The following is an 18,773-nucleotide window of genomic DNA, read 5'->3' as shown; positions in this document are numbered from 1 at the left end:
GCGCGGTGCGGTGCGCGTCCGTCGCACGGAGCGGATCGAGGTCGGTCGGGTCGGGGACGGCGGGCAGCAGTCAGTGGCGGCGGTCAGTGGCGGCGGTCGGTGGCGGAGGACGCGAGCGTGGTCAGGGCCCGGCGCGCCTGCGGAGGGATGCCGAGGCCGCCCAGGTGACCGACGGCGTCCCGGACCCGGGCGGCGATCATGTCCTCCACCTGCTCCGGGGCCTTCAGCGCCACCATCAGCTCGCGCACCTCCCGCAGGTGCCGCTCGTCCAGGTCACCGCGGCCCAGCACACCGGCCAGGTGCTCGCGCTGCGCGGGAACGGCGGCCTGCCAGGTCACGGCCAGCAGCGCGGTGGGCCGGTGGGTGCGGATGTCGTCCAGGCCCTCCTTTCCGGTGCGCTCCGGCTCGCCGAAGAGACCGAGCAGGTCGTCGCGCAGCTGGAACGCCTCGCCCAGCGGGAGGCCGTAGGCGGACAGGGCGACGCGCAGGTCCGGGGAGGCGCCCGCGAGCAGGGCGCCGATGAGCAGGGGCTGCTCGACGGTGTACTTGGCCGTCTTGTGGCGGACGACCTTCAGGGACACCTCGGGGTCCGGGCGGGCCCCGGTGGCCAGGATCTCCAGGCACTCGCCGGCGACCAGGTCGCGCGCGAGGTCCCCCCACACCGGCCGGGCCCTGGCCAGATAGGCGGCGGGCAGGCCGCTGTCGGCGAAGAGCTGCCCCGCCAGCGCCATCAGGTGGTCGCCGACCAGCATCGCCAGCGCGCGGGCGGCGCCGTACGCCCCCCGTCGCCCCGCGAGGGGTGCCCGGAGCGAGACGTGGGCGGTGGGCAGATTGTGGCGCAGCGGGCTGTCGTCGATGAGGTCGTCGTGCACGGTGGCCGCGGCGTGGACGAGCTCCATCGAGGCGGCCGCCCGCAGCAGGGCGTCGTTGTCGGGCTGTCCGCCGGCGCGCCACCCCCAGTAGCAGAAGGCCGCCCGCAGCCGCTTGCCGTGCCTCGCGGCCGCCCGCAACTGCTCGGCCACCGGCTCCAGGGCGTCGTCGATCGCGAGCAACAGCTCGGCCTCGTCGGCCAGGTAGTCGTCCAACAGGCCGTCGACACGGTCCTTGAAACCGCTCGGGTCCCACTCGTCAGGCGTCACCGGGCGGCGCCTCCTGTCGCGCGACCACCTGCCGGGCCAGCAGTTCGAGGTGGGCCGGCGGAGCGGAGCCGACGCGGTCCAGCGCGATCCGGCCGCGGGCCATCAGATCCTGCTGGGCGTCCCGTGCGAGCTCGGGCCCGTCGGACCGCCGCAGCAACTGCTGCACCGTCCCGACGGCCGAACCGATGGTGCTCACGGCGGTACTGACCGCCAGGTCCGCCAGTCCCGCCACGAGCAACAGCGCCCGCTGGTCCGGGCCCTCGCTGTCCGGAGTCGATGCCATCCCGATCCCCTCGCACTGTCGACCGAAGGCGGCACCCGCCGGCACGCGGCACCGCCGACTCAAGGTAACCGCACAACTACCGCACCCAGCAGCCTTGTTACACCATCGAGTGACGGGCGAACTGGCTTGCGCCCTGCGGCGGGCGGCCGGATCCCGTGGGCGTGCGGCGCCGGGGCCGGGGCTGAGGCCGGGTCCCGACGGCCGCACGCACGAACGACGAGGACACCGAGGGCGCCGGGAGCACCGAGGGACGCGGGCCCGCAGTTGCCGCCGCTTCCGCCGGCGGGGCGCCGCCGGACTCCGGCGGAGAACGGGCTGCGCTCGGGAATGTCATCGCGGGGCAACGGTCAGGTGTCCGGCCGGTCGCGGTCCCCCGGAGCGGACGCGGGGCGGGCACGGCGACCGTTAGCGTGACTGCCACGGGGGCCAGGGGCGAGCGAAGAGCAGGGGTGGGACATGCGGGAATCCGTACGGTTCGGGCGGTTCGGTGCGGTCGCGGTGATGGTGGCGCTGGCCGCGACGACGGTCACGGCCTGCGGTGGGGGCGACAGTGACGCGGCGCCCGCGACGAGCACCAGCGCTGACGCGAGCACGAGCGCCGGCGCGAGCACCGGCACTCCGGCGGTGACGGCCTCCGGCAAGCCGTCCGGCACGGCGAGCGCGACGGCCGGCGGGAGCGCGTCGTCGAGCGCGCCGGGCGTTCCCGCGCCGGTGACGGTCCCGGCCGTGGTCGACGTGGCGTCGCTGCCCACGACCACCGAGGTCAAGGGGCTGGTGATCGCACAGTCCGTCAACGCGGGCAAGAAGGACGCCGGTTGCGTCGTCCTGACACTGGCCCCCGACGGCCGGCTGGCCCGCCTGCGGACCTTCGTCCTCGGCGACGGCAGCGCGGTGCCGGGGAGCACGGTCGGCCCCGGCTGCTTCACTCGCTACGGGTTCACCCGGGACTACTCCGGCATGGTCGGCAGGACGGCCTTCAACTTCAAGACCCCGGTGGACAGCGGCGATCCGCACCTGTCGCTGCTCGGCCCCGGCGGGCCGACGGACCTCAAGGACATCTCCGGTGTCGGCGGGACACCCGGCGTGCGCCAGGACGGCGCCGTCGTCGACCCGGTGAGCGGCGACGTCGTGCACTGGAGCGGCACGTCCTCCTCGACCTCGTTCAAGCTGCGCGCGGTCAAGCCGGACGGGACCGGCGCCCGGTCGCTCGACGTCCCCGGGCTCCAGCCCCCGAGCGCGCCGGGCTTCGTCGGCGGCCGGATGGTGCCGCCCGGGGTGGCGAAGCAGGCCGCAGCCCGGCCGGACGGTTCACTGGCGGTCTTCGTCGACGCCTCGCGCGGTCTCCACGTCGGACCGGTCGCCACCCTGGAGACCAATCCGGTGGCCGAGGTGACGGGGAGCGGCCTCTTCCAGCCGAGGGACTTCGCGGGCCCGAACGAGCTCTTCGTCGGCAGCACCCGCCAGCCCGCCGTGGTCACCCTCGACACCGCCGACCCCGCCCACCCCAAGGCCGCCGTGCGCACGCTCGGCCCGGTGCCGAAGGAACTCGCGGGCAGCGACGACGCGCTGGAGCCGATCGCGGTCGCCCCCGACCAGCGGGCCGCGTACGCGGTGGTCTCGCAGGGCGCGGACAAACTCGGCCGCACGCCTCGGCTGCTGGTCCTCCGGTACGACTTCGGGACGGGGGCGGTGACCGCCGCCGCAGCCCTCGCGCCCGCGGGAACCGGCGGCGCGGCGGTCCTGGAGTACCGGCAGTAGCGGCCCGCAGGGCCGTCGCGGGGCCGGACCTTGCGGACCTTGCGGGCCCCGGGCTTCGACGCCGGCTCGTAGCCGTCACCGGCCTCAGTGCTGGATCTGCAGCAGTTGCTGCCTGGTCCAGCCCTCCCCGGCCGGGGTGAGTGCGGTGATCCGGTCGTTCGTGAGGTCGACGAGGAGTTTCGGCTCGGCCTTCTCCTCGAGCAGGAGGACCTGCGGGTGTCCGTCGCTCTCGGTGACGGTGGTCGCGCCGCACTGGACGAGGTGGTCACGGTAGCGGTCCAGCGCGGCGGGCACCTGGGCCGGGGCGAGTCCGAGAACCTGCTGGGTGAGGCCCTGGCCGGCGCCGCCGCCGGTGATCGTCGATGTGATCCAGGTCTGCACACCGGCGGCGCGCAGGCGGGCGGCCCGCAGCTCGTCGGGGGCACTCCACGGGAACTGCGCCGGGTCGCAGGAGGCGGACGGGGCGGCGGGCGCGCCAGGGCAGCCCGCCGACAGGGTGAGCGAGGCCTCGGAGCGGCTGTAGGGGGCCTGGGGCCAGACCCTCTCCGGGCGCAGCAGCGTGCCGTCCGGGGCGTGGTACTCGCTGGTGCACGCGGCGGCCTGCACGGAGGACCGGGCTTCGCCGGCGGGTTCGTCGTTCGTGCAGGCGGCCAGGAGGGTCACGGTCGCGAGGGCCGCGAGCAGGGCCGGTGCGGTGCGGCGGTTCATCGGTCTCCTGTGGCGGGCGGGTGGGTGCGGTGGTGGTGCGGGGTACGGCCTCGTGGTGGCCGCACGCCGGTCCGGCGCCGCTGGGCAATGCGGCCCTCGGAGCGGCGCTCCTGCGCACTCACGGTGGCCCGGTTCGTGCTGGTCCGGCAGTTGCTGCGGATACGGACGGCACGGACGACGGCGAGGCAGCGGTCGATCGAATCACTCCACTGGTGACGACATGACAAGCAAAGCACGGCCGAGGTCAGCTGACAGCACGTCTGAGGGAGAACTGAGCTTTCGGCCGCCCACTGCAGGGACCGTCCGGCGGGAGTCCTTGGAGTCGCTCAACCGCTCAACCGCTCCCGAGGATCCGGCCCAGACCGCATTCGAAGCGCTCGTTGAAGGAGTCCAATCGGCAGCCTGGCCACGGCCGGTAGGCCGGCGCGGGCGGGCGAGGCGTCCGCGGCGTTCGGGGCCGACAACACCGACAACACCGACAACACGGTCCGCGCGACTCCGGAGCGGCTCGTCAAGGCGGGCCGGGCGCAGCGCATGGGCCAACACCCCGACCCAGCCACGCATTCACCGGTGGCCGCAGCCCGGACGGACGGCGTGGCCGTACGGCGGGCCGAGGACCCGGCCCGCCGTGCAGCCCGCCGCACAGCCCCTCCGTACTGCCCGCCGTACTGCCCGGCGGTCCGGCCCGGCGGTCCGGCCCTGCGCTGCCCCGCGGAACGGTCAGGCGAACGCCTGCGCGTGGTCCGCCGCCCAGGTCCCGAAGGGCCGTGAGGGGCGTCCCAGCAGCGCGGGCACCGCGGAGTCCACCCGTGCTTTCGCGCCGGCCTTCTGGCGCTCCGCGCTCTGCAGGAGCGCTTCGACGATCGCCTCGGGGTAGCGGTCGAGCAGTGCGGCGCGGGCCTGCTCCGGCCCGAGTTCCTCGAAGCGCAGGGGGCGCCCCAGCACCTTCGAGAGCACGGCGGTCTGTTCGCGCGCGGTGACCGCCTCGGGACCGGAGAGCGCGTGGACGCGGCCTTCCTGCCCGTCCTGCGTCAGAGCGTGCACCGCCACCTCGGCGACGTCCCGCGGGTCCACGCAGGCGTTGAGGGAGTCCCCGTGGAGCGCACGCACGACGCCCTCGGTACGGACGGCCCGTGCCCACGACAAGGTGTTGGACATGAAGGACCGGGGGCGCAGCAAGGTCCACGCGAGGCCCGATTCCCGCAGGGCCCGCTCGTTCTCGCGCTGCCAGCGGGTGATGAGGTCGTCCGCCTCCGGATCCTCCACGGCGGCCGCGGAGAGTTTGACCACATGCCGTACGCCGCAGGCCCGGGCCGCGTCGATGAACCGGGCGTCGTCCTCCTCCGCCACCCGGTTGGTGACCAGGAAGGCGGCGCGGACTCCGGTCAGTGCCCGGTGGAGGCTCTCCGGGTCCGTGAAGCCGCCGCGGACCACGGTGACGGCGGGCCCTTGGGCGGTGACGAGTTCGGGCCGCCTGGTGAGGATGCGCAGCGGGTGGCCGGGGGCCAGCAGGCGGGCGACCTCCCGCCCTGTCGTGCCGGTTGCGCCGGTGACCAGGATCATGTGTGCGTCTCCGTTCGTCAGCAGGCGGGAAGGTCCGCGGAGAGCTCGGCGCGGAACACCGCGCTGCCGTCCTGGCTCCCCGTGACGGTGATGCCGGTGGTTCCGGCGCGCGAGGTGGCCAGTGCGTCGGCTTCTATCCAGCAGGGGGTGCCGAACTCCGCGTAGCGCTGGAAGGTCATGCGTCCCGAGGAGGGGACGAACGGCTGGGAGGGCGTGGCCAGTTCGGCCGCCTGCCTGGCTGCCTCGAGCAGCAGCATCCCGGGGACGTGGTCCTTCTCGCCCTGGAACAGGACCGGGTGCCCGGTGTCGACCCGCAGCTGCCACAGCCGGTCCTGCGGGGTGGACGAGAGCAGGACGTCCTCCGGGTTCGACCGGCCGACGAGCCCGGCGGTCACCGGAGGCGTCCCCGGGACCTCGAATCCCGGGACGCCTCGGTCGCCCCGTATCCGGCGGTAGGTCTCCGGGCCGACGATCCGCCCCAGGATGGAGCCCGTGGCCACGGCCGACCCGGCACGGTGGACGACCATGTCGACCTTGAGATGGGAGACGTGCCCCTGGGCCCACTTCAGCTCCGAGCAGACCACCTGCACCTCCACCTCCGCCGGGCCGTCCACGATGGCGAGCCGGTCCGATCGGCAGGAGAACTGCAGCTCCGTCAGGAGGAAGTGGTGGCCCAGGGGAACGCCGTACCCGGCGTGCAGTACGAGCAGGGTGGCCTGACGCATGGTCTCGGTGACGAGCAGTGGATCGAAGCGGTGCCCGTGCACCGGTACGAAGTAGGGGTGCGTGTCGGGCCACCTGGCGACCACCGCGTAGTGGTCGTCCCCGGTCCGTGCCCAGCTGACCGGGAAGGCGTCGGCCTCCCTGGCGCGGTGCAGCTGAGCCAGCGATGCGGGAACCGGCGCGCCGGGCGCCCGGTCGATTCCGGTGTCGATTCCCGTGTCGGTCGTCGTCGTGTTCATGAACTCCCCCGTGGGTTCCGCCGGCGGCAGGAGAGCCGCTTCCGGAACAAGATCCAAACCAGGCAGATGATCTTATGCACTGATCGGGTCATTGCTCAATGAAGAGACCCAGCTCACAGCCGGGAAGGGGCGGCGTGACGAGGCAGGACCTGCCGGACCGAGCACGGCGGAAGGACCGTACGGGCCGCCCCGGCAGCGCCCCGACGGGCGCCGACCGGACTGCGGCCCGCCGGCGGCTATCGGGGCTCGCCGAACCACCGGCGCAGCGCGTCGGTGAGGTCGCCCGCATCCGGCGCCCAGGCAATGTGGCCGTCAGGACGCACCAGCATCGCCTCGCACGGGAGGGCGGCATCCGGTGACGCGGCAACGGTGTTCAGCACATGGGCCCAGCCCCGGGCCGACCTGCCGTGGGCCACGGCCCGCTCGCCGGACAGGAGAAGCAGCGGCCGGCCGTCGGACAGCAGCCCCGTGACGTCCTGCGGGTCCGCGCCCTCCCGCACCGGGACGTTCTCCAGGAACCGCCCCTCCCACCGGGAGGCGAAGCCCGAGCGGACCGGGTACACCGTCTCCTGAGCGCTGATCAAGTCCCCCATGTGTCCACGGGCCTGTTCCAGCGTCAGCAGCTCGGCGACCATCGCGCGCAGCGGGTCGAATCCGGGGTCGGGTCGCATCAGCGTCAGCTGGACGCGGGTGTTGTCGATGACCCGCTGCGCGGCCGGCCTGCGCTCGTCGTCGTACGTGTCGAGCAGCCCCTCGCCCGCTGTTCCGCGCACGGCGTGGGCGAGCTTCCAGCCCAGGTTGAGCGCGTCGACCAGTCCGGTGCTCAACCCCTGCCCCCCGATCGGGAAGTGGACGTGCGCGGCGTCGCCCGCCAGGAACACCCGGTCCTTGCGGTAGTGGCGCACCAGCCGGGTGAAGTCGCTGAACCGGGTCAGGGCGAGCGGGTCCTCCATCGGGATGTCGTACCCGGCGATCCTGGACGCCTCGTCCTGCAGTTCCCGCACGGTCACCTGCGTGCGCCGGTGGGGATGGGGCCCGCTGCAGTCGAGTGTGCGGACGAGGGTGTGCCCGTCGTGAACGGGCTTCGCGACGACCCAGCCGCGCTCGGTGCGCGACCAGCCCCGCGGTGCCTTGTCGGGCTCGGTCAGCCGGACCAGACCCATGATCGCCGAGACCGTCGCGGGGTGGGTGTCCTCGGCGAAGCCGGCCTCCCGGCGTACGACGCTGCGCGCGCCGTCGGCCCCCACCACGAAGCCGGCACTGTACGTGTGCGTGCCCCCCGGCCCCTCGGCCACCACCTCGACCCCGTCGTGCCCCTGGCGCAGCGCGGTCACCCGGTGGCCGCGCAGCACGGTCACTCCGCGATCACGGGCCCGTTCCTCGAACTCCCGCTCCAGATCGGCCTGTGCGCGCTTGAGGACGGGTTCCGGCTCGCGGGCGGGAACCGTGATCGTCAGGCCGGGCATTCCGGCGAAGTGGAACTGCTCGGTCACCGGGGCGTCGGAGAGCCGGGGCAGTCCGAGGTAGCCGCGCCGGGCCAGCGCCTGCACGGCCCTGGCGTGGACGGTCCCGGCCTTGGGCTGGACGGGGGTCGCGCTCTGCTCCTCCAGCACCACGACGTCGATCCCGTACGCCCCCAGCTCGGCGGCTGTCAGCATGCCGACCGGCCCGCCTCCGACGACGACTATGTCGGTGTGCGTAGTAGTGCGCATGGCAGTCTCGGTCCTCCGCCGGTCGATGGGTGCGGCGGTTCCGGGGCGTTCCCTCGTGGGGCTCCGGCCGGTCCGCCCGGCTTTCTCCGGGAGTCCCGTTCTGCCGTCATGATCGAATCTAGTACAGCAGTACCGTAGTACGGCCGTGCGCGGGGGTGGGACCGTGCGTGACCTGGGGGGCACGGGGCGGGGTGGGGCCCCGCCGGCCGGGCCTGCCGGCTGTTGGGCCAAGTGCCCCCGGGCGCGCACTGCGACGCGACCCACCGCCCCTCCGCTCCTCGCCTCCGGCGGGTTGGGCTGACGCTCCCCCATCGCTCGCGGCGGTCGGCCCGAGCGACGGTGTGCGGTGCGGGCCCGGTGGGCGGCGGCCGCGGTGGGCGGCGGACTTGACGCGGTGCCGGCAGGCGGTGGAGCAGTGCCTGAGGGTGCCGTTGCGGGAGAGGTCGCCGTAGGCGCGCGGTGGGCGAAAAGGAGTTCGGTCGACGATGAAGCGGCCGGCCGACCGGGGCTGGGCTGGGCTGGGCTGGGCTGGGCTGGGCTGACGAGCCCACCCCGGGACGGTTCACGCTCGCCGCCGCGTCGGCCGGCGGCTCATGAGCATCGTCATCGACCGCACTAGCATCTGCTCGTGCACGGCGGGGCAGCGAATCGTCTCGTCCTCGCGTGATCGCCAACGAAAGAGCAACCGATGCAACCGATTGTCCTGTTCGACCTGGACGGCCTTCTGATCGACTCCGAGCCGATCTGGGACGCGGCAAAGCGTGAAGTGTTCGGTCCGCTCGGCCTGCACCTCACAACGGAGATGCAGGCGGCCACGCGCGGGCTTCGGCAAAGGGACATGGTGGCCTACTGGTTCGATCGGGCCGCCCTTCGAGCCGACCCCTACGACGTCGAGCAGCAGATCGTGGCCGCCGTGTGCCGTAGGTTGGAGGGAGTGGCGCTGAAACCCGGCGCCGAACACGCCGTCGCGGCGTGTGCGCGTGCATCGAGGGCGATGGCCGTCGTGTCGTCCTCGCCGGAGTCGGTGATTCGGGCCGCGCTCGCGAGCACCGGCCTGGTCCGATCCTTCGATGCCGTGTTCTCGGCCGAGGACGACGAACACGGCAAACCCCACCCGGGCGCCTATCTCCGCGCAGCCGCCGCCCTCGGCGCCTCACCCGGCGAATGCATTGTGATCGAGGACTCCCTCAACGGCGTCCTCGCCGGCGTGTCGGCCCGGATGACGGTCGTCGCCGTTCCCGAGGCCGCTGATCGCTGCGATCCTCGCTTTGCGATTGCCACTCTGGTGCTGGAGTCCCTCAAGGATCTCGATCTCTCTGTCTTCGGCGCGTATGTGTCCAGGGGGAGCCGGGACGCCACGTGCGCATAGCGTGCCGCGGATCCTCAACCGTTCCGCGCAGCAGACCGCGCTGTATGACGCCCTCCAGACTTGCGCAGCCGGGCGCGAGCATCGGCGGGTGATCGACGATTCGCCGGATGTTCCGCTGACCGATTCGTCGGACAGCCGAGCCGATCGGTGCGGGAGATCGACTACAACGACGGCGGTCGGCTTCACAGCCGGCCTCACGCTCCAGTTCCCAGGCGGCAGCGTCCGCCTGCTCAGTCTCGTGGACGATCTCCTCGTCGCCCACGACCGGCATCCGGGCGCTGTCGAGGCCCACCTGCACGAGGATGTGACTCTCACGCGCGTGGTGCAGACTTCTGGGGGTTGCCCGTCGCAGTGGGCCGCTTGGACGGCCAGGGGCCATTACCTGTACCTGCGGTACCGTCACGGCAAAGGGACTGTCGAGCAGCATCCGAGCGAGGACGTCGGCTCCTGGGACGGCGAGGAGTCGAGGCTCTGGACCAGCTGGGACGACGGAACCGACGGCGGCCGGATCGACCTCACCGACTACGTCGCCACGGCCGGCCTGCGGCCGGCCCCGGACGCCGAGGTCCGCACCACACCGCCGATCGACCGGAAGGCCTGAGAACGATGGTCGTACACCCCAGCCGCGACTACGCGATCACCGCGATGTACTCCGTGTCCGAGGACGCCTGGCACCTGGAGCTGGACCTCGTCCGGGAGCAACGGGCCGTGATGACCGCGGTCATCCCCGACGAGGACCCGACGCGCGAGCCGACGGTGTGCTTCGATCCCCGAGGACAGCACCTGGACATCCCGTACCAGGTCATGCGCTGGTTCATGGACCAGGTCGCGGAGGAGATCCGGACGTCCCGCGCCTGGATGCGGCTGAGGCCCGAGCTGGTGGAGGTCATCCACCGCTTGCGCCAGGAGTATCTGGGCTTCATCGAGGACGTCGACTTTCCCGATGTCCTCGCCGAGCTGCGCGCCGCTGTCCCCGAAGCCGATCTCCCAACCGTTCTGGCGGCAGCATTCGGGCTGCATCCCGATGGCACCCCCATGGACGGCATGCAGGCGTTCCAGCTCGTCGCTGCGGGTGCGGTAGGAAGTGATCGCTGTCCCGCCGCACCCGTGGCCGAGGCCGGAGGCCCGTGTTGAGCCGACTGACCAGGGGACGGCCCGGAGTTCTTCGTCGCGCTCCGCGAGTTCACCGGTGAGATCGGCCGCGCGCTGTTCCGGCGCGGTGATGCGGCACTGACGATCCGGTGCGGCGCGCCCCGGTCCCGGTGGCCGGTGCCCGTGGCGGGCACTCCGTCGGCTGTCCGGCCACGACTGCCGCCGCGCTCCGGACCGAGCTGTGCCCCGTACGGAGGACGGCGCGAATTCCGGGCGACAGGAAGGCAGCCTTCCCTGACGATGACGGTCGAGAAGAGCACGGCGAGGTACTGGCGGACGGGACGACGACGGTGGGAATGTCGCTGGAAGCGTTGGACGCAGTGGTCGGGGACGGGCTTGAGACCTCCCACCCGAGCTGGCCGGTGGAGGACGTTCCGCATGCGCTGCGCCGGATCGCCCTTGCGGGCCCGGCCGCGACGGAGGACGACTTCGCCGGCCTCCTGCCCGAGGACCTGTGCACCCGGATCGATGCCTGGGAGAGAGCACTTGAGGAGGAGGCCGAGCGGTCCGCGGACGACGACGGAGCCGAACCGGTCCGCTACCAGTACGACCTGTCGATCCCGCCGGGCTGGCGGGTCGGCGGCTTCGCCTCCTGGCACGCCACCGACCCGTACCCCATGGACTGCCACACCTGCCGGACGCCGATGCACCTGTTGCTGACCGTCGACAGCTCGGAGTGGGACGGCGGCAGCGGCGGCTGGAAGCCGCTGGAGGAGCGGGACCTGCTCGCCCGTCAGCACGCCACACCCACCGAGGTCGTCGTGGGCCGCCACGGCGAGCTCACCTCTTCGCCTGCCTCACCGACCCGGACCACCCGCACCGCTGGAGCATCCAGTAGTGGCCGGTCCGAGCCGACCCCGACCGAAGGGCGTCGGTCGGCCCCCCACCGGCCGATCCCCCGCTGCCGATCCCCCGCCGTCGATCCCTACTGACCGACCACGCGGACCGCGGCGTCGGTCCCGGTGGCGGTCGCCAGCCGCACCTCCCGGTGCAGCGGCCGCCGGTAGTCGGCCCGGCCGAACCCGACGGCGATCTCGTAGGCACCGACGGCCTCACCCCCGGCCACGAAGACCATCAGCTCGGACGACGACCGACTGACGTCCTGTTCCTCCCAGTGCACCGGGTCGCCGACCACCTTCGAGATCTCCTTGTCCCGGGTGCCGCGACCGAACACGTACACCGTGTCCCAGTCGAGGCCACCCGGTGACGTCAGCGTCACCTCCCCCGGGCCGGACGGCCCCAACGCCTCCAGCTCCCGGTCCAGTTCCGCACTGATCACGGCCCGCACCGGCTCCTCGCCCGCGGCGCACCCGGCCACCGGCGCCCCGGCGAGCACGGCTGAGAGCAGTCCGGTGAGCACCGGGGCCGGAACGCGGCGGGCCGCCATCAGGACTTCAGCCCCGACGGCACTCCGCCCGGGTCCTGACCCTTGCCCTCGAACGGCTTGTTGTTGCTCTTTCCGGTCCGGCCGTCCTCGACCTGGTCGCTGTAGGCCAGGGCGCCGCCCTCCGGCTTGATCACCACCGTGTCACCGCGCCGCACGGCCTCCTCCACCAGACGCTCGAGCTCCTGGTCCGAGGCGTGCGGATTCGCCGCGGCGATCCGGCGGCCGACCTCGTTGTTGAAGAGGTCCATGGCTTCCCGGTCACCGGGATTCCCCGGCAACTGCTCGTGCGCGCTCGCATAGCGCTTGGCCCAGTCCTCGCCGAAGCGCTTCGTCATCAGCGCGTTCCAGTACGCGTGCCGGAACGCGTCCCGATGGCTGTCGTTCTCGCCGTTGACGGGGGAGAACTTCTCGCCCGAGACGTCGAAGGCCTTGTCCCTGATGTCCGAGAAATCCATCCGGGCGAAGACGGTGAGCCCGTCCAGCATGACCGCCTCGCTCGCGGTGATCTTCTGCCGGTCGATGCCGAGCACCCAGGCGGTGATCGCGTCCGGGTACTTGACCGTGCCGTGCGGATCGTCCTTGACCTGGTAGCCGGCCAGGATGGTGCCCGGGTCGGCCCGGCGGCCGTCGTGAGCGGTGGCGTTGAACGCGTCCTCGTGGATGCCCAGGTCGTCGATGATGTCCTGGCAGGCCGCCTGGTCGGCCGCGGTGGCCCTCCGCAGGGCGTCGTTGATCCGCCCGTGTACCTCGCGGGCCTTCTCCGGGAGCTCTCCGGACCGCGTGTCGGGATCGTTGCGCATGGACTCCGGCCAGTTCACCCCGCCGTCCGGAGTCACGTTCACGCCCAGGCGGGCGGCGTCGTCCAGAGCCTGGACCAGGGCCTGCTGAGCGGCCTCGAACTCGGCCGCGGCGGTGGTCAGTGCGGTGGCGAGCGCCGCCGCTTCCCGCTGGGCCGCGTCCAACTGCCGCTGGTCGTCGGCCATCGCGGCCCGCGCGGCATCGGCCGCCGGCCCCGCCCAGCCGCTCCGGGCCGTCGCGTCGGCGACCTCCGTGCGGTAGCGGGCGGCCAGCGCGGCGAGGAAGCGGGACTGGGTGAACCAGCCCTGCCCGGCCGACCGCAGCGGGCCGGTCCTGGCGTCACGGACCTGATCGACGGTCAGCATCGCGCTCACTGCCCCTCGAAGGCGGTCCGGTTGGCGGCCTCGGTCGAACGGTACTGCTGGGCGGTGGCCTCCAGGTTCCCGCCGGTGCGGCCGAGCCGCTCCGCGAGCGCGTCCGACTGCTTCTCCCACACCTGGGCCAACCGGGTCAGCACGGAGGCGGTCTGCCAGCCCGACAGGCCGCCGGCGGCGCTGTTGGCCGCGGTCTCCAGCGTTCCCGAGGTCGCCAGCACGATCTGCCGGAAGTCCAGTGCGATCTTGCCCGCCCCCGCCAACGCCTGCGGGTCGACGCGGACGGTACTCCCGTTCAGGTCGGTCACGCCCACTGTTACTCCTCGTGTCGAGTCGTTCTGCGGAGTGTGCGCCAGAGGAGACGAACGACGCAACATCGCGGTTCCCACGAAACGGCCACCTGCCAACGTGCTTGACGCTCCATCAGCACGGGCCGCCTCGGTGGCGGCGTCGAAGGACAGTTGACGCCCAAGGGAAGTCGAGACGGCCGGCGGGCACACCGGGCGGGCGGAGCGCCGAGTCGGCCGAGAGCCGCCGGAGCGACGTCGGGTTCGGCACCGAAGAGCATGTGTCGGGCCGGAGCGTCGGGCGCGCAGGCAGCCGGGCCCCTCCCCCGCCTCCAGCTCGCCCGGAGCAGCCGCCGGAACTTCGGCCGCGAAGGAGGTGGCGGGTGTACTGTTTCACATGTCATATGCCGTGATGGGTGGGGGAAATGTGACCGGTATCGACGAGGACGACGTGGTGGCGCTGATCGAGGCGCTGGCCCGGACCAGGGGCGCCGAACCGGCGCTGGTGCTGGCGGATGCCCGGGGGGTGCGGGAGGAGATCGACTACCGGGAGCTCGACCGGCGGGCCGAGGAGTGGGCCGCGCGGTTGCACCGCGCCGGGGTGCGGCCGGGCGACCTCGTCGCCGTGGCGGCCGCCCGCGGGCCGGGGCTGGTGGTGGCGCTGCTCGCCGTCCTCAAGGCCGGCGCGGCCTACCTGCCGCTGGACCCGCGCTACCCGGCCGACCGGCTCGCCGGGATCCTCACCGAGTCGGCGCCCGTCCTGCTGCTGAGCACGGCGGGGACCGAACTGCCGTGGAGCGGGCCCGTCCTGCGGCTCGACGACGGGAGCGACGATCCGGCCACGAGTGACGATCCCGCCGGACCCGCCGCGAGTGACGAGGCCGCCGCGCCCGGCGCCCCGGGACCGCACCGCCCGGACGCCCACCCGCGGACGCCCGCCTACGTGCTCTACACCTCCGGCTCCACCGGGCGCCCCAAGGGCGTGGTGATCTCCCGCGGCGCCTACGGCACGGCGCTGCGCACCCTGGTCCGGCGGCTCGGCATCGGCCCCGGCGACCGGGTGCTCGCCGCCACCACGATCGCCTTCGACATCGCCGGGCTGGAGCTGTTCGGCGCCCTCACCGCCGGCGCCTGCGTCGTGCTCGCCGACGACCGGCAGGTGGGCGACCCGGCCGCCCTCGCCGAACTGATCGCCGCCGCCGCGGTGACCGTGGTGCAGGGCACCCCGGCCCTCTGGTACGGGCTGCTGAACGAGCGCCCGGCCCGGCTCCGCGGCCTACGGGCACTGGTCGGCGGCGAGGCGCTGCCGCGCGACCTGGCCGACCGGCTGATGGCGGCCGGCACCTCACCGGTCAACCTCTACGGACCCACCGAGACCACCATCTGGTCCCTCACCGCCCCCGTCACCCCCGGCGACGGCCCGCCCCCGATCGGCACACCGCTGCCCGGCACCACCGCCCAGGTGCTGGACACACGGCTTCGCCCGGTGCCGCCGGGCGAGGACGGCGAGCTGTACCTGAGCGGCCCCACGCTCGCCACCGGCTACCTGGCCCGCCCCGGGCTGACCGCCGAGCGGTTCCTGCCCGACCCCGCCGGACCGCCCGGCGGGAGGATGTACCGCACCGGGGACCTCGTCCGGCTGCGCCCCGACGGCGACCTGGAGTACCGCGGGCGGTGCGACGACCAGGTGAAGGTGCGCGGCTTCCGGATCGAACTGGGCGAGGTCGAGGCCGCGTTGCTGGCCGATCCCGCCGTGAGCCGGGCCGCGGCGGCCGTGCGCGGGGACGGCCCCGAACGGCAGCGGCTGGTCGGCTACCTGGTGGCCGCGCCCGGCGCAGGGCCGGCCGCCACCGACCGGGTCAGGGCCACCGCCTCGGCCCGGCTGCCCGGCTACATGGTGCCCGCCGCCCTGCTCTGGCTGGACCGGCTGCCCCTGGCCCCCAACGGCAAGCTCGACCGGCGGGCGCTGCCCGAGCCGCCCGGCCCCGGCGCGGCCCCGGTCGGCCGGGCCCCGGCCGACCGGAACGAGGCGGCGCTCTGCGCGCTGTTCGCCGAACTGCTGGACCTGCCGGCGGTCGGACCGGAGCAGAGCTTCTTCGACCTGGGCGGCACCTCGCTGCTCGCGGCCCGGCTGACCGGCGAGGCCCGCGTCCGGTTCGGCCGCCGGCTCGGCCCGCGCGACCTCTTCGAGCACCCCTCCCCCGCCGCCCTCGCGGCCCTGGCCGGCAACGCCCGACCGGCCGGACCGCCACTGACCGCCCGACCGCGGCCGGACCGGATTCCGCTCACCCCCGCCCAGCACGGCCTGTGGTACCTCGACCAGTTGAACGGACCCGGCCCGCTCTACAACCTGCCGCTGCTGCTGCGCTTCGAGGGCCCGCTCGACCGGGAGGCGCTGCGGGCCGCGCTCGACGACCTGACGGAGCGCCACGAAGCGCTGCGCACCACACTCCCCGACGACCTGGGCGTCCCCCACCAACGGGTGCACCGGCCCGGTGAACTGCCGCTGGAGCCGGTCCTTCGCACCGTACCGGAGGACGGGCTGGCGCGGGCGCTGGACGAAGCCGTGCTGGCGGTCTTCGACCTGGCGGCGGACGCCCCGCTGCGCGCCGAGCTGCTGTCGCACGGCCCGCACCGGCACACCCTGGTGCTGCTGCTGCACCACAGCGCCGCCGACGGCTGGTCGGTGGACCTGCTGGCCCGTGACCTGCTCTCCGCCTACCGGGCCCGGCTGGCCGGCCGGGCCCCGACGTGGCCGCCGCTGCCCGTCCAGTACGCGGACTTCGCGCTCTGGCAGCAGCACGGCGCGCCAGACGGCGGCGAGGAGTTCTGGCGCCGGACCCTGGACGGCGCGCCCGCCCTGGTGACGGTGCCGGGCGACCGACCGCGCCCCGGCGCGGACTCCGGCCCCGGCGCCGTGCTGCCCTTCGCGGTGGACGCCGCCGGCCACGCCGAGCTGGTGGCGGCCGCCCGACGGCACGGCGCCACGCCGTTCATGCTGGTGCACACCGCGCTGGCCGCCCTGCTGACCCGCCGGGGCGCGGGGACCGACATCGTGGTGGGCACCGTGGTCGCCGGACGGCCCGACCCGGCGCTCGCCGAGGTGGTCGGGCACTTCGTCAACACCGTGCCGCTGCGCACCGACACCGGCGGGGACCCGGACTTCGCGGAGCTGCTCTCCCGGGTCAGACAGGCCGACCTGGCGGCACTGGACCACCAGGACACCCCGTTCGAGCGGCTGGTCGGCCTGGTCAATCCGCCCCGGACCACGGACCGTCAGCCGGTCTTCCAGGTGCTGCTGGCCTTCCAGGTCGAACCAGCGCCACTGCCCGCGGTACCCGGACTGGCGGTGACGGCCTCGGGACGGAGCACCGGCACCGCCAAGTTCGACCTGACCTTCTCCTTCACCGAACACCTCGGCCCCGGGCGCGAGCCGCTGGGCCTGGCCGGTGAGCTGGAGTACCGCGCCGACCTGTTCGACCCGGCGACGGCCGACGGGCTGGCCGCGGAGCTGGTGGAGCTGCTCCGCGCGGCCGTCCAGGAGCCGCAGCGCCGGATCGGGGCGTGAGGCGGGCCGGGGCGTGAGGCGGGCCCCCGTTCGACCGCGCGTTGGTGCTGCGGGCCGACAAGGACAGCAAGCGCGCCTTCCTGCCGGTGTTCGAGACCGGCGACCTGGACGGGATCGGCCACCCCGACCTCCCGCGTGGACTGGTCCCGCTGGAGCGTGGTGCTGCTCAAACCGGACTGCGTGCGCGGCTGCCCGGCCGATCAGGTTCTGGTCCGGCTGGAGCCCACCGCGCGGATCGTCCACCGGCAGCGGGTCCTCGTGGAGGACCGGCAGATCCACGTCCACTACCGGGACCTGCTGGTCGAGCGGGACCTCTTCGAAGTGGACGTGCCCGCCTGCCCGCGCACCACCTACGTCGGGCAGGAGGTGGAAGTTGCACTCGTCCACGCCGATCCGGGCGCCCCGGAGCGGCTGCGCGACCTGTACTGCGTGCGGCCAGGTCGCCCGGTTCGCGCTCCTCCACAGCGGGGCGGCGGCGGTCCGGGCCGGATGCCTGTCGGTTCGAAGCATCCGAGTGAGGCGACAGGTCCGGGTGCGTGTCGACCACGAACTGTCTGACGTGAGGCCGAATACTCGAACGGCCACTGGCACGCCACTATGAGCACTCACCTTGACCACGCAGGTGCCCGCGCGGTGTCGGCCTCCAATATCTGAAAGAAATGGACAGTCCCATGTCGAACACGCCTGCTCCGGTGCGCCGAGCATGCAGGGTCCTGCTGTCGGCCCTTCCGGTCGTCGTGTCGGTGACCGCGGTCACCGCGACGCCCGCGTTCGCCGCCGAGGCGGTCTGTACGGTCGACGGTCAATCGGTCCATGGCTCAACCATCAACGGCACGGACGGCGACAACGAATTCATCTGCAGCGAGATCCCCCGCGGCGCTGTGATCAATGCTCGAGGCGGGAACGACAAGATCACCGTCACAGCCCGGCCGGGCAAGATCGGCAACCGGGGCGAGATCAACGGCGGGACCGGTAACGACACCATCATCGTGCGGGGCGGTGACGGCAACCGTCCCGGCGCCGCCGGCGCCGCCGGTAATACCGGCGAGATCTACGGCGGCAGTGACAGCAGCGACACCATCGTCGTGACGGGGGGCGAAGGAAGGGCCGGAGCGCCCGGCAGTGGCCTCACCTGCCAGAGCGGCGGAAAGGGCGGAGCCGGCAACGACGGGCGCATCAGCGCCCACGGCAGCATCTCCGTGACCGGAGGCGCGGGCGCCCGGGGCGCGGACCGGACGGGGAAGAAGGAGGACTGTGACGGTGGCGACGGCGGCGACGGCAACGCTGACCGCATCATCGGCACAGGCCCCGGCAGCGTCGTGGAAGCCCTCGGGGGAGCCGGCGGCCTCGGCATCCAATCCGGAGAGGGCGGCGACGGCGGCAACGGGAACAACGGCCACATCACCATCGAGAACGGCGCCCAGAACAGCATCGCGGTCCGCGCCACCGGCGGACACGGCGGCAACGGCGGCAGCCGCGGGGACACCGGCTACCTCGGCGGCGGGGGCAACGGCGGCAACGGCAACAACAGCAAGATCGACATCGACAAAGCCGGGAAGGGCTACGTGAAGGGCGGCGACGGCGGCAACGGCCAGCCCGCCGGAAAGGGCGGAAAGGGCAACACCCACAAGGGCAGCATCACGGCCCCCGAAGGCTACGAAGCCCCCGGCGGCAACGACGGCGCAAGCACCACCTGACCTCGCAGCGCCCCGA

Annotated in this window: 18 protein-coding genes; 8 read left to right on the top strand and 10 right to left on the bottom strand. The window is 73.4% G+C overall.

Annotation, left to right across the window (positions count from 1 at the left end):
- Positions 1–83: 83 nt before the first annotated feature.
- Positions 84–1,139 carry a polyprenyl synthetase family protein gene (locus ACIPYS_RS21085; protein ID WP_400747989.1) on the bottom strand — a complete coding sequence of 352 codons (1,056 nt, stop codon included), beginning with the start codon at positions 1,137–1,139 and terminating at the stop codon, positions 84–86.
- Positions 1,129–1,422 carry a polyprenyl synthetase gene (locus ACIPYS_RS21080; RefSeq protein WP_400747987.1) on the bottom strand — a complete coding sequence of 98 codons (294 nt, stop codon included), beginning with the start codon at positions 1,420–1,422 and terminating at the stop codon, positions 1,129–1,131. The genes ACIPYS_RS21085 and ACIPYS_RS21080 overlap by 11 nt, the downstream gene beginning before the upstream one ends.
- Positions 1,423–1,878: 456 nt before the next feature.
- On the opposite strand from ACIPYS_RS21080, the gene ACIPYS_RS21075 reads away from it, so the two are divergent.
- The gene (locus ACIPYS_RS21075; RefSeq protein ID WP_400747985.1) at positions 1,879–3,180 is read left to right on the top strand and encodes a hypothetical protein; all 1,302 of its coding nucleotides are present in this window, start codon (positions 1,879–1,881) and stop codon (positions 3,178–3,180) included.
- An 84-nt stretch (positions 3,181–3,264) separates the two neighbouring features.
- Here ACIPYS_RS21075 and ACIPYS_RS21070 read toward each other — a convergent pair whose 3' ends face one another.
- The 5 genes from ACIPYS_RS21070 to ACIPYS_RS21050 all read right to left on the bottom strand — a co-directional run bounded on the left by ACIPYS_RS21070 (position 3,265) and on the right by ACIPYS_RS21050 (position 8,612).
- A complete protein-coding gene (locus ACIPYS_RS21070; protein ID WP_400747983.1) occupies positions 3,265–3,888 on the bottom strand; it encodes a hypothetical protein in 624 nt (207 codons plus the stop codon).
- 720 nt (positions 3,889–4,608) lie between these two features.
- Positions 4,609–5,451: an NAD(P)H-binding protein gene (locus ACIPYS_RS21065; RefSeq protein WP_400747982.1), complete on the bottom strand. Its 843-nt coding sequence runs from the start codon at positions 5,449–5,451 to the stop codon at positions 4,609–4,611.
- 17 nt (positions 5,452–5,468) lie between these two features.
- Complete coding sequence (locus ACIPYS_RS21060; RefSeq protein ID WP_400747980.1) at positions 5,469–6,413, bottom strand: ScbA/BarX family gamma-butyrolactone biosynthesis protein; 945 nt, start codon at positions 6,411–6,413, stop codon at positions 5,469–5,471.
- Between the two features lie 236 nt (positions 6,414–6,649).
- Complete coding sequence (locus ACIPYS_RS21055; protein WP_400747978.1) at positions 6,650–8,125, bottom strand: FAD-dependent monooxygenase; 1,476 nt, start codon at positions 8,123–8,125, stop codon at positions 6,650–6,652.
- Positions 8,126–8,243: 118 nt separating this feature from the next.
- A complete protein-coding gene (locus ACIPYS_RS21050; RefSeq protein ID WP_400748264.1) occupies positions 8,244–8,612 on the bottom strand; it encodes a CGNR zinc finger domain-containing protein in 369 nt (122 codons plus the stop codon).
- Between the two features lie 201 nt (positions 8,613–8,813).
- Here ACIPYS_RS21050 and ACIPYS_RS21045 point away from each other — a divergent pair, with 201 nt between their 5' ends.
- The 4 genes from ACIPYS_RS21045 to ACIPYS_RS21030 all read left to right on the top strand — a co-directional run bounded on the left by ACIPYS_RS21045 (position 8,814) and on the right by ACIPYS_RS21030 (position 11,578).
- Positions 8,814–9,494 carry an HAD family hydrolase gene (locus ACIPYS_RS21045; RefSeq protein ID WP_400747976.1) on the top strand — a complete coding sequence of 227 codons (681 nt, stop codon included), beginning with the start codon at positions 8,814–8,816 and terminating at the stop codon, positions 9,492–9,494.
- Between the two features lie 88 nt (positions 9,495–9,582).
- Positions 9,583–10,095, top strand: coding sequence for a hypothetical protein (locus ACIPYS_RS21040; protein ID WP_400747974.1), 513 nt, complete (start codon positions 9,583–9,585; stop codon positions 10,093–10,095).
- A gap of 5 nt (positions 10,096–10,100) precedes the next feature.
- Positions 10,101–10,628 carry a hypothetical protein gene (locus ACIPYS_RS21035; RefSeq protein ID WP_400747973.1) on the top strand — a complete coding sequence of 176 codons (528 nt, stop codon included), beginning with the start codon at positions 10,101–10,103 and terminating at the stop codon, positions 10,626–10,628.
- A 314-nt stretch (positions 10,629–10,942) separates the two neighbouring features.
- Positions 10,943–11,578, top strand: a complete 636-nt coding sequence (locus ACIPYS_RS21030) for a hypothetical protein (RefSeq protein WP_400747971.1) — start codon at positions 10,943–10,945, stop codon at positions 11,576–11,578.
- Here ACIPYS_RS21030 and ACIPYS_RS21025 read toward each other — a convergent pair.
- From ACIPYS_RS21025 to ACIPYS_RS21015, 3 genes are read right to left on the bottom strand one after another with little or no spacing between them, the layout of a single operon-like run.
- Positions 11,572–12,033 (bottom strand): hypothetical protein, encoded by a 462-nt coding sequence (locus ACIPYS_RS21025; RefSeq protein WP_400747969.1) that lies wholly within the window; start codon positions 12,031–12,033, stop codon positions 11,572–11,574. The two genes, ACIPYS_RS21030 and ACIPYS_RS21025, sit on opposite strands and share 7 nt — an antisense overlap.
- Positions 12,033–13,196, bottom strand: a complete 1,164-nt coding sequence (locus ACIPYS_RS21020; protein ID WP_400747967.1) for a DUF6973 domain-containing protein — start codon at positions 13,194–13,196, stop codon at positions 12,033–12,035. Before ACIPYS_RS21020 ends, ACIPYS_RS21025 begins: the two co-directional genes overlap by 1 nt.
- A gap of 5 nt (positions 13,197–13,201) precedes the next feature.
- On the bottom strand, positions 13,202–13,513 hold the full coding sequence (locus ACIPYS_RS21015; protein ID WP_400747965.1) for a hypothetical protein: 312 nt from the start codon (positions 13,511–13,513) through the stop codon (positions 13,202–13,204).
- 406 nt (positions 13,514–13,919) lie between these two features.
- On the opposite strand from ACIPYS_RS21015, the gene ACIPYS_RS21010 reads away from it, so the two are divergent.
- The 3 genes from ACIPYS_RS21010 (at position 13,920) to ACIPYS_RS21000 (ending at position 18,757) form a co-directional block, all read left to right on the top strand.
- A complete protein-coding gene (locus ACIPYS_RS21010) occupies positions 13,920–17,060 on the top strand; it encodes an amino acid adenylation domain-containing protein (RefSeq protein WP_400747964.1) in 3,141 nt (1,046 codons plus the stop codon).
- Positions 17,061–17,195: 135 nt separating this feature from the next.
- Positions 17,196–17,618 (top strand): hypothetical protein, encoded by a 423-nt coding sequence (locus tag ACIPYS_RS21005; protein WP_400747962.1) that lies wholly within the window; start codon positions 17,196–17,198, stop codon positions 17,616–17,618.
- A gap of 113 nt (positions 17,619–17,731) precedes the next feature.
- Positions 17,732–18,757 (top strand): hypothetical protein, encoded by a 1,026-nt coding sequence (locus ACIPYS_RS21000; RefSeq protein ID WP_400747960.1) that lies wholly within the window; start codon positions 17,732–17,734, stop codon positions 18,755–18,757.
- Positions 18,758–18,773: the final 16 nt, after the last annotated feature.

This window comes from Kitasatospora sp. NPDC089913, from assembly GCF_044748625.1.
In the GTDB taxonomy this organism is placed as follows: Bacteria; Actinomycetota; Actinomycetes; order Streptomycetales; family Streptomycetaceae; genus Kitasatospora.
Note: the sequence above shows the minus strand (reverse complement) of the source record. Positions and strands in the feature narration are given on the sequence as shown.

What these genes read in the sequence shown, in the direction of transcription:
- ACIPYS_RS21020 (WP_400747967.1), bottom strand. Translation starts at nt 13,196, where the DNA reads ATGCTGACCGTCGATCAGGTCCGTGACGCCAGGACCGGCCCGCTGCGG.
- ACIPYS_RS21055 (WP_400747978.1), bottom strand. Translation starts at nt 8,125, where the DNA reads ATGCGCACTACTACGCACACCGACATAGTCGTCGTCGGAGGCGGGCCG.
- ACIPYS_RS21045 (WP_400747976.1), top strand. Translation starts at nt 8,814, where the DNA reads ATGCAACCGATTGTCCTGTTCGACCTGGACGGCCTTCTGATCGACTCC.
- ACIPYS_RS21035 (WP_400747973.1), top strand. Translation starts at nt 10,101, where the DNA reads ATGGTCGTACACCCCAGCCGCGACTACGCGATCACCGCGATGTACTCC.
- ACIPYS_RS21030 (WP_400747971.1), top strand. Translation starts at nt 10,943, where the DNA reads ATGTCGCTGGAAGCGTTGGACGCAGTGGTCGGGGACGGGCTTGAGACC.
- ACIPYS_RS21075 (WP_400747985.1), top strand. Translation starts at nt 1,879, where the DNA reads ATGCGGGAATCCGTACGGTTCGGGCGGTTCGGTGCGGTCGCGGTGATG.
- ACIPYS_RS21025 (WP_400747969.1), bottom strand. Translation starts at nt 12,033, where the DNA reads ATGGCGGCCCGCCGCGTTCCGGCCCCGGTGCTCACCGGACTGCTCTCA.
- ACIPYS_RS21065 (WP_400747982.1), bottom strand. Translation starts at nt 5,451, where the DNA reads ATGATCCTGGTCACCGGCGCAACCGGCACGACAGGGCGGGAGGTCGCC.
- ACIPYS_RS21070 (WP_400747983.1), bottom strand. Translation starts at nt 3,888, where the DNA reads ATGAACCGCCGCACCGCACCGGCCCTGCTCGCGGCCCTCGCGACCGTG.
- ACIPYS_RS21060 (WP_400747980.1), bottom strand. Translation starts at nt 6,413, where the DNA reads ATGAACACGACGACGACCGACACGGGAATCGACACCGGAATCGACCGG.
- ACIPYS_RS21000 (WP_400747960.1), top strand. Translation starts at nt 17,732, where the DNA reads ATGTCGAACACGCCTGCTCCGGTGCGCCGAGCATGCAGGGTCCTGCTG.
- ACIPYS_RS21080 (WP_400747987.1), bottom strand. Translation starts at nt 1,422, where the DNA reads ATGGCATCGACTCCGGACAGCGAGGGCCCGGACCAGCGGGCGCTGTTG.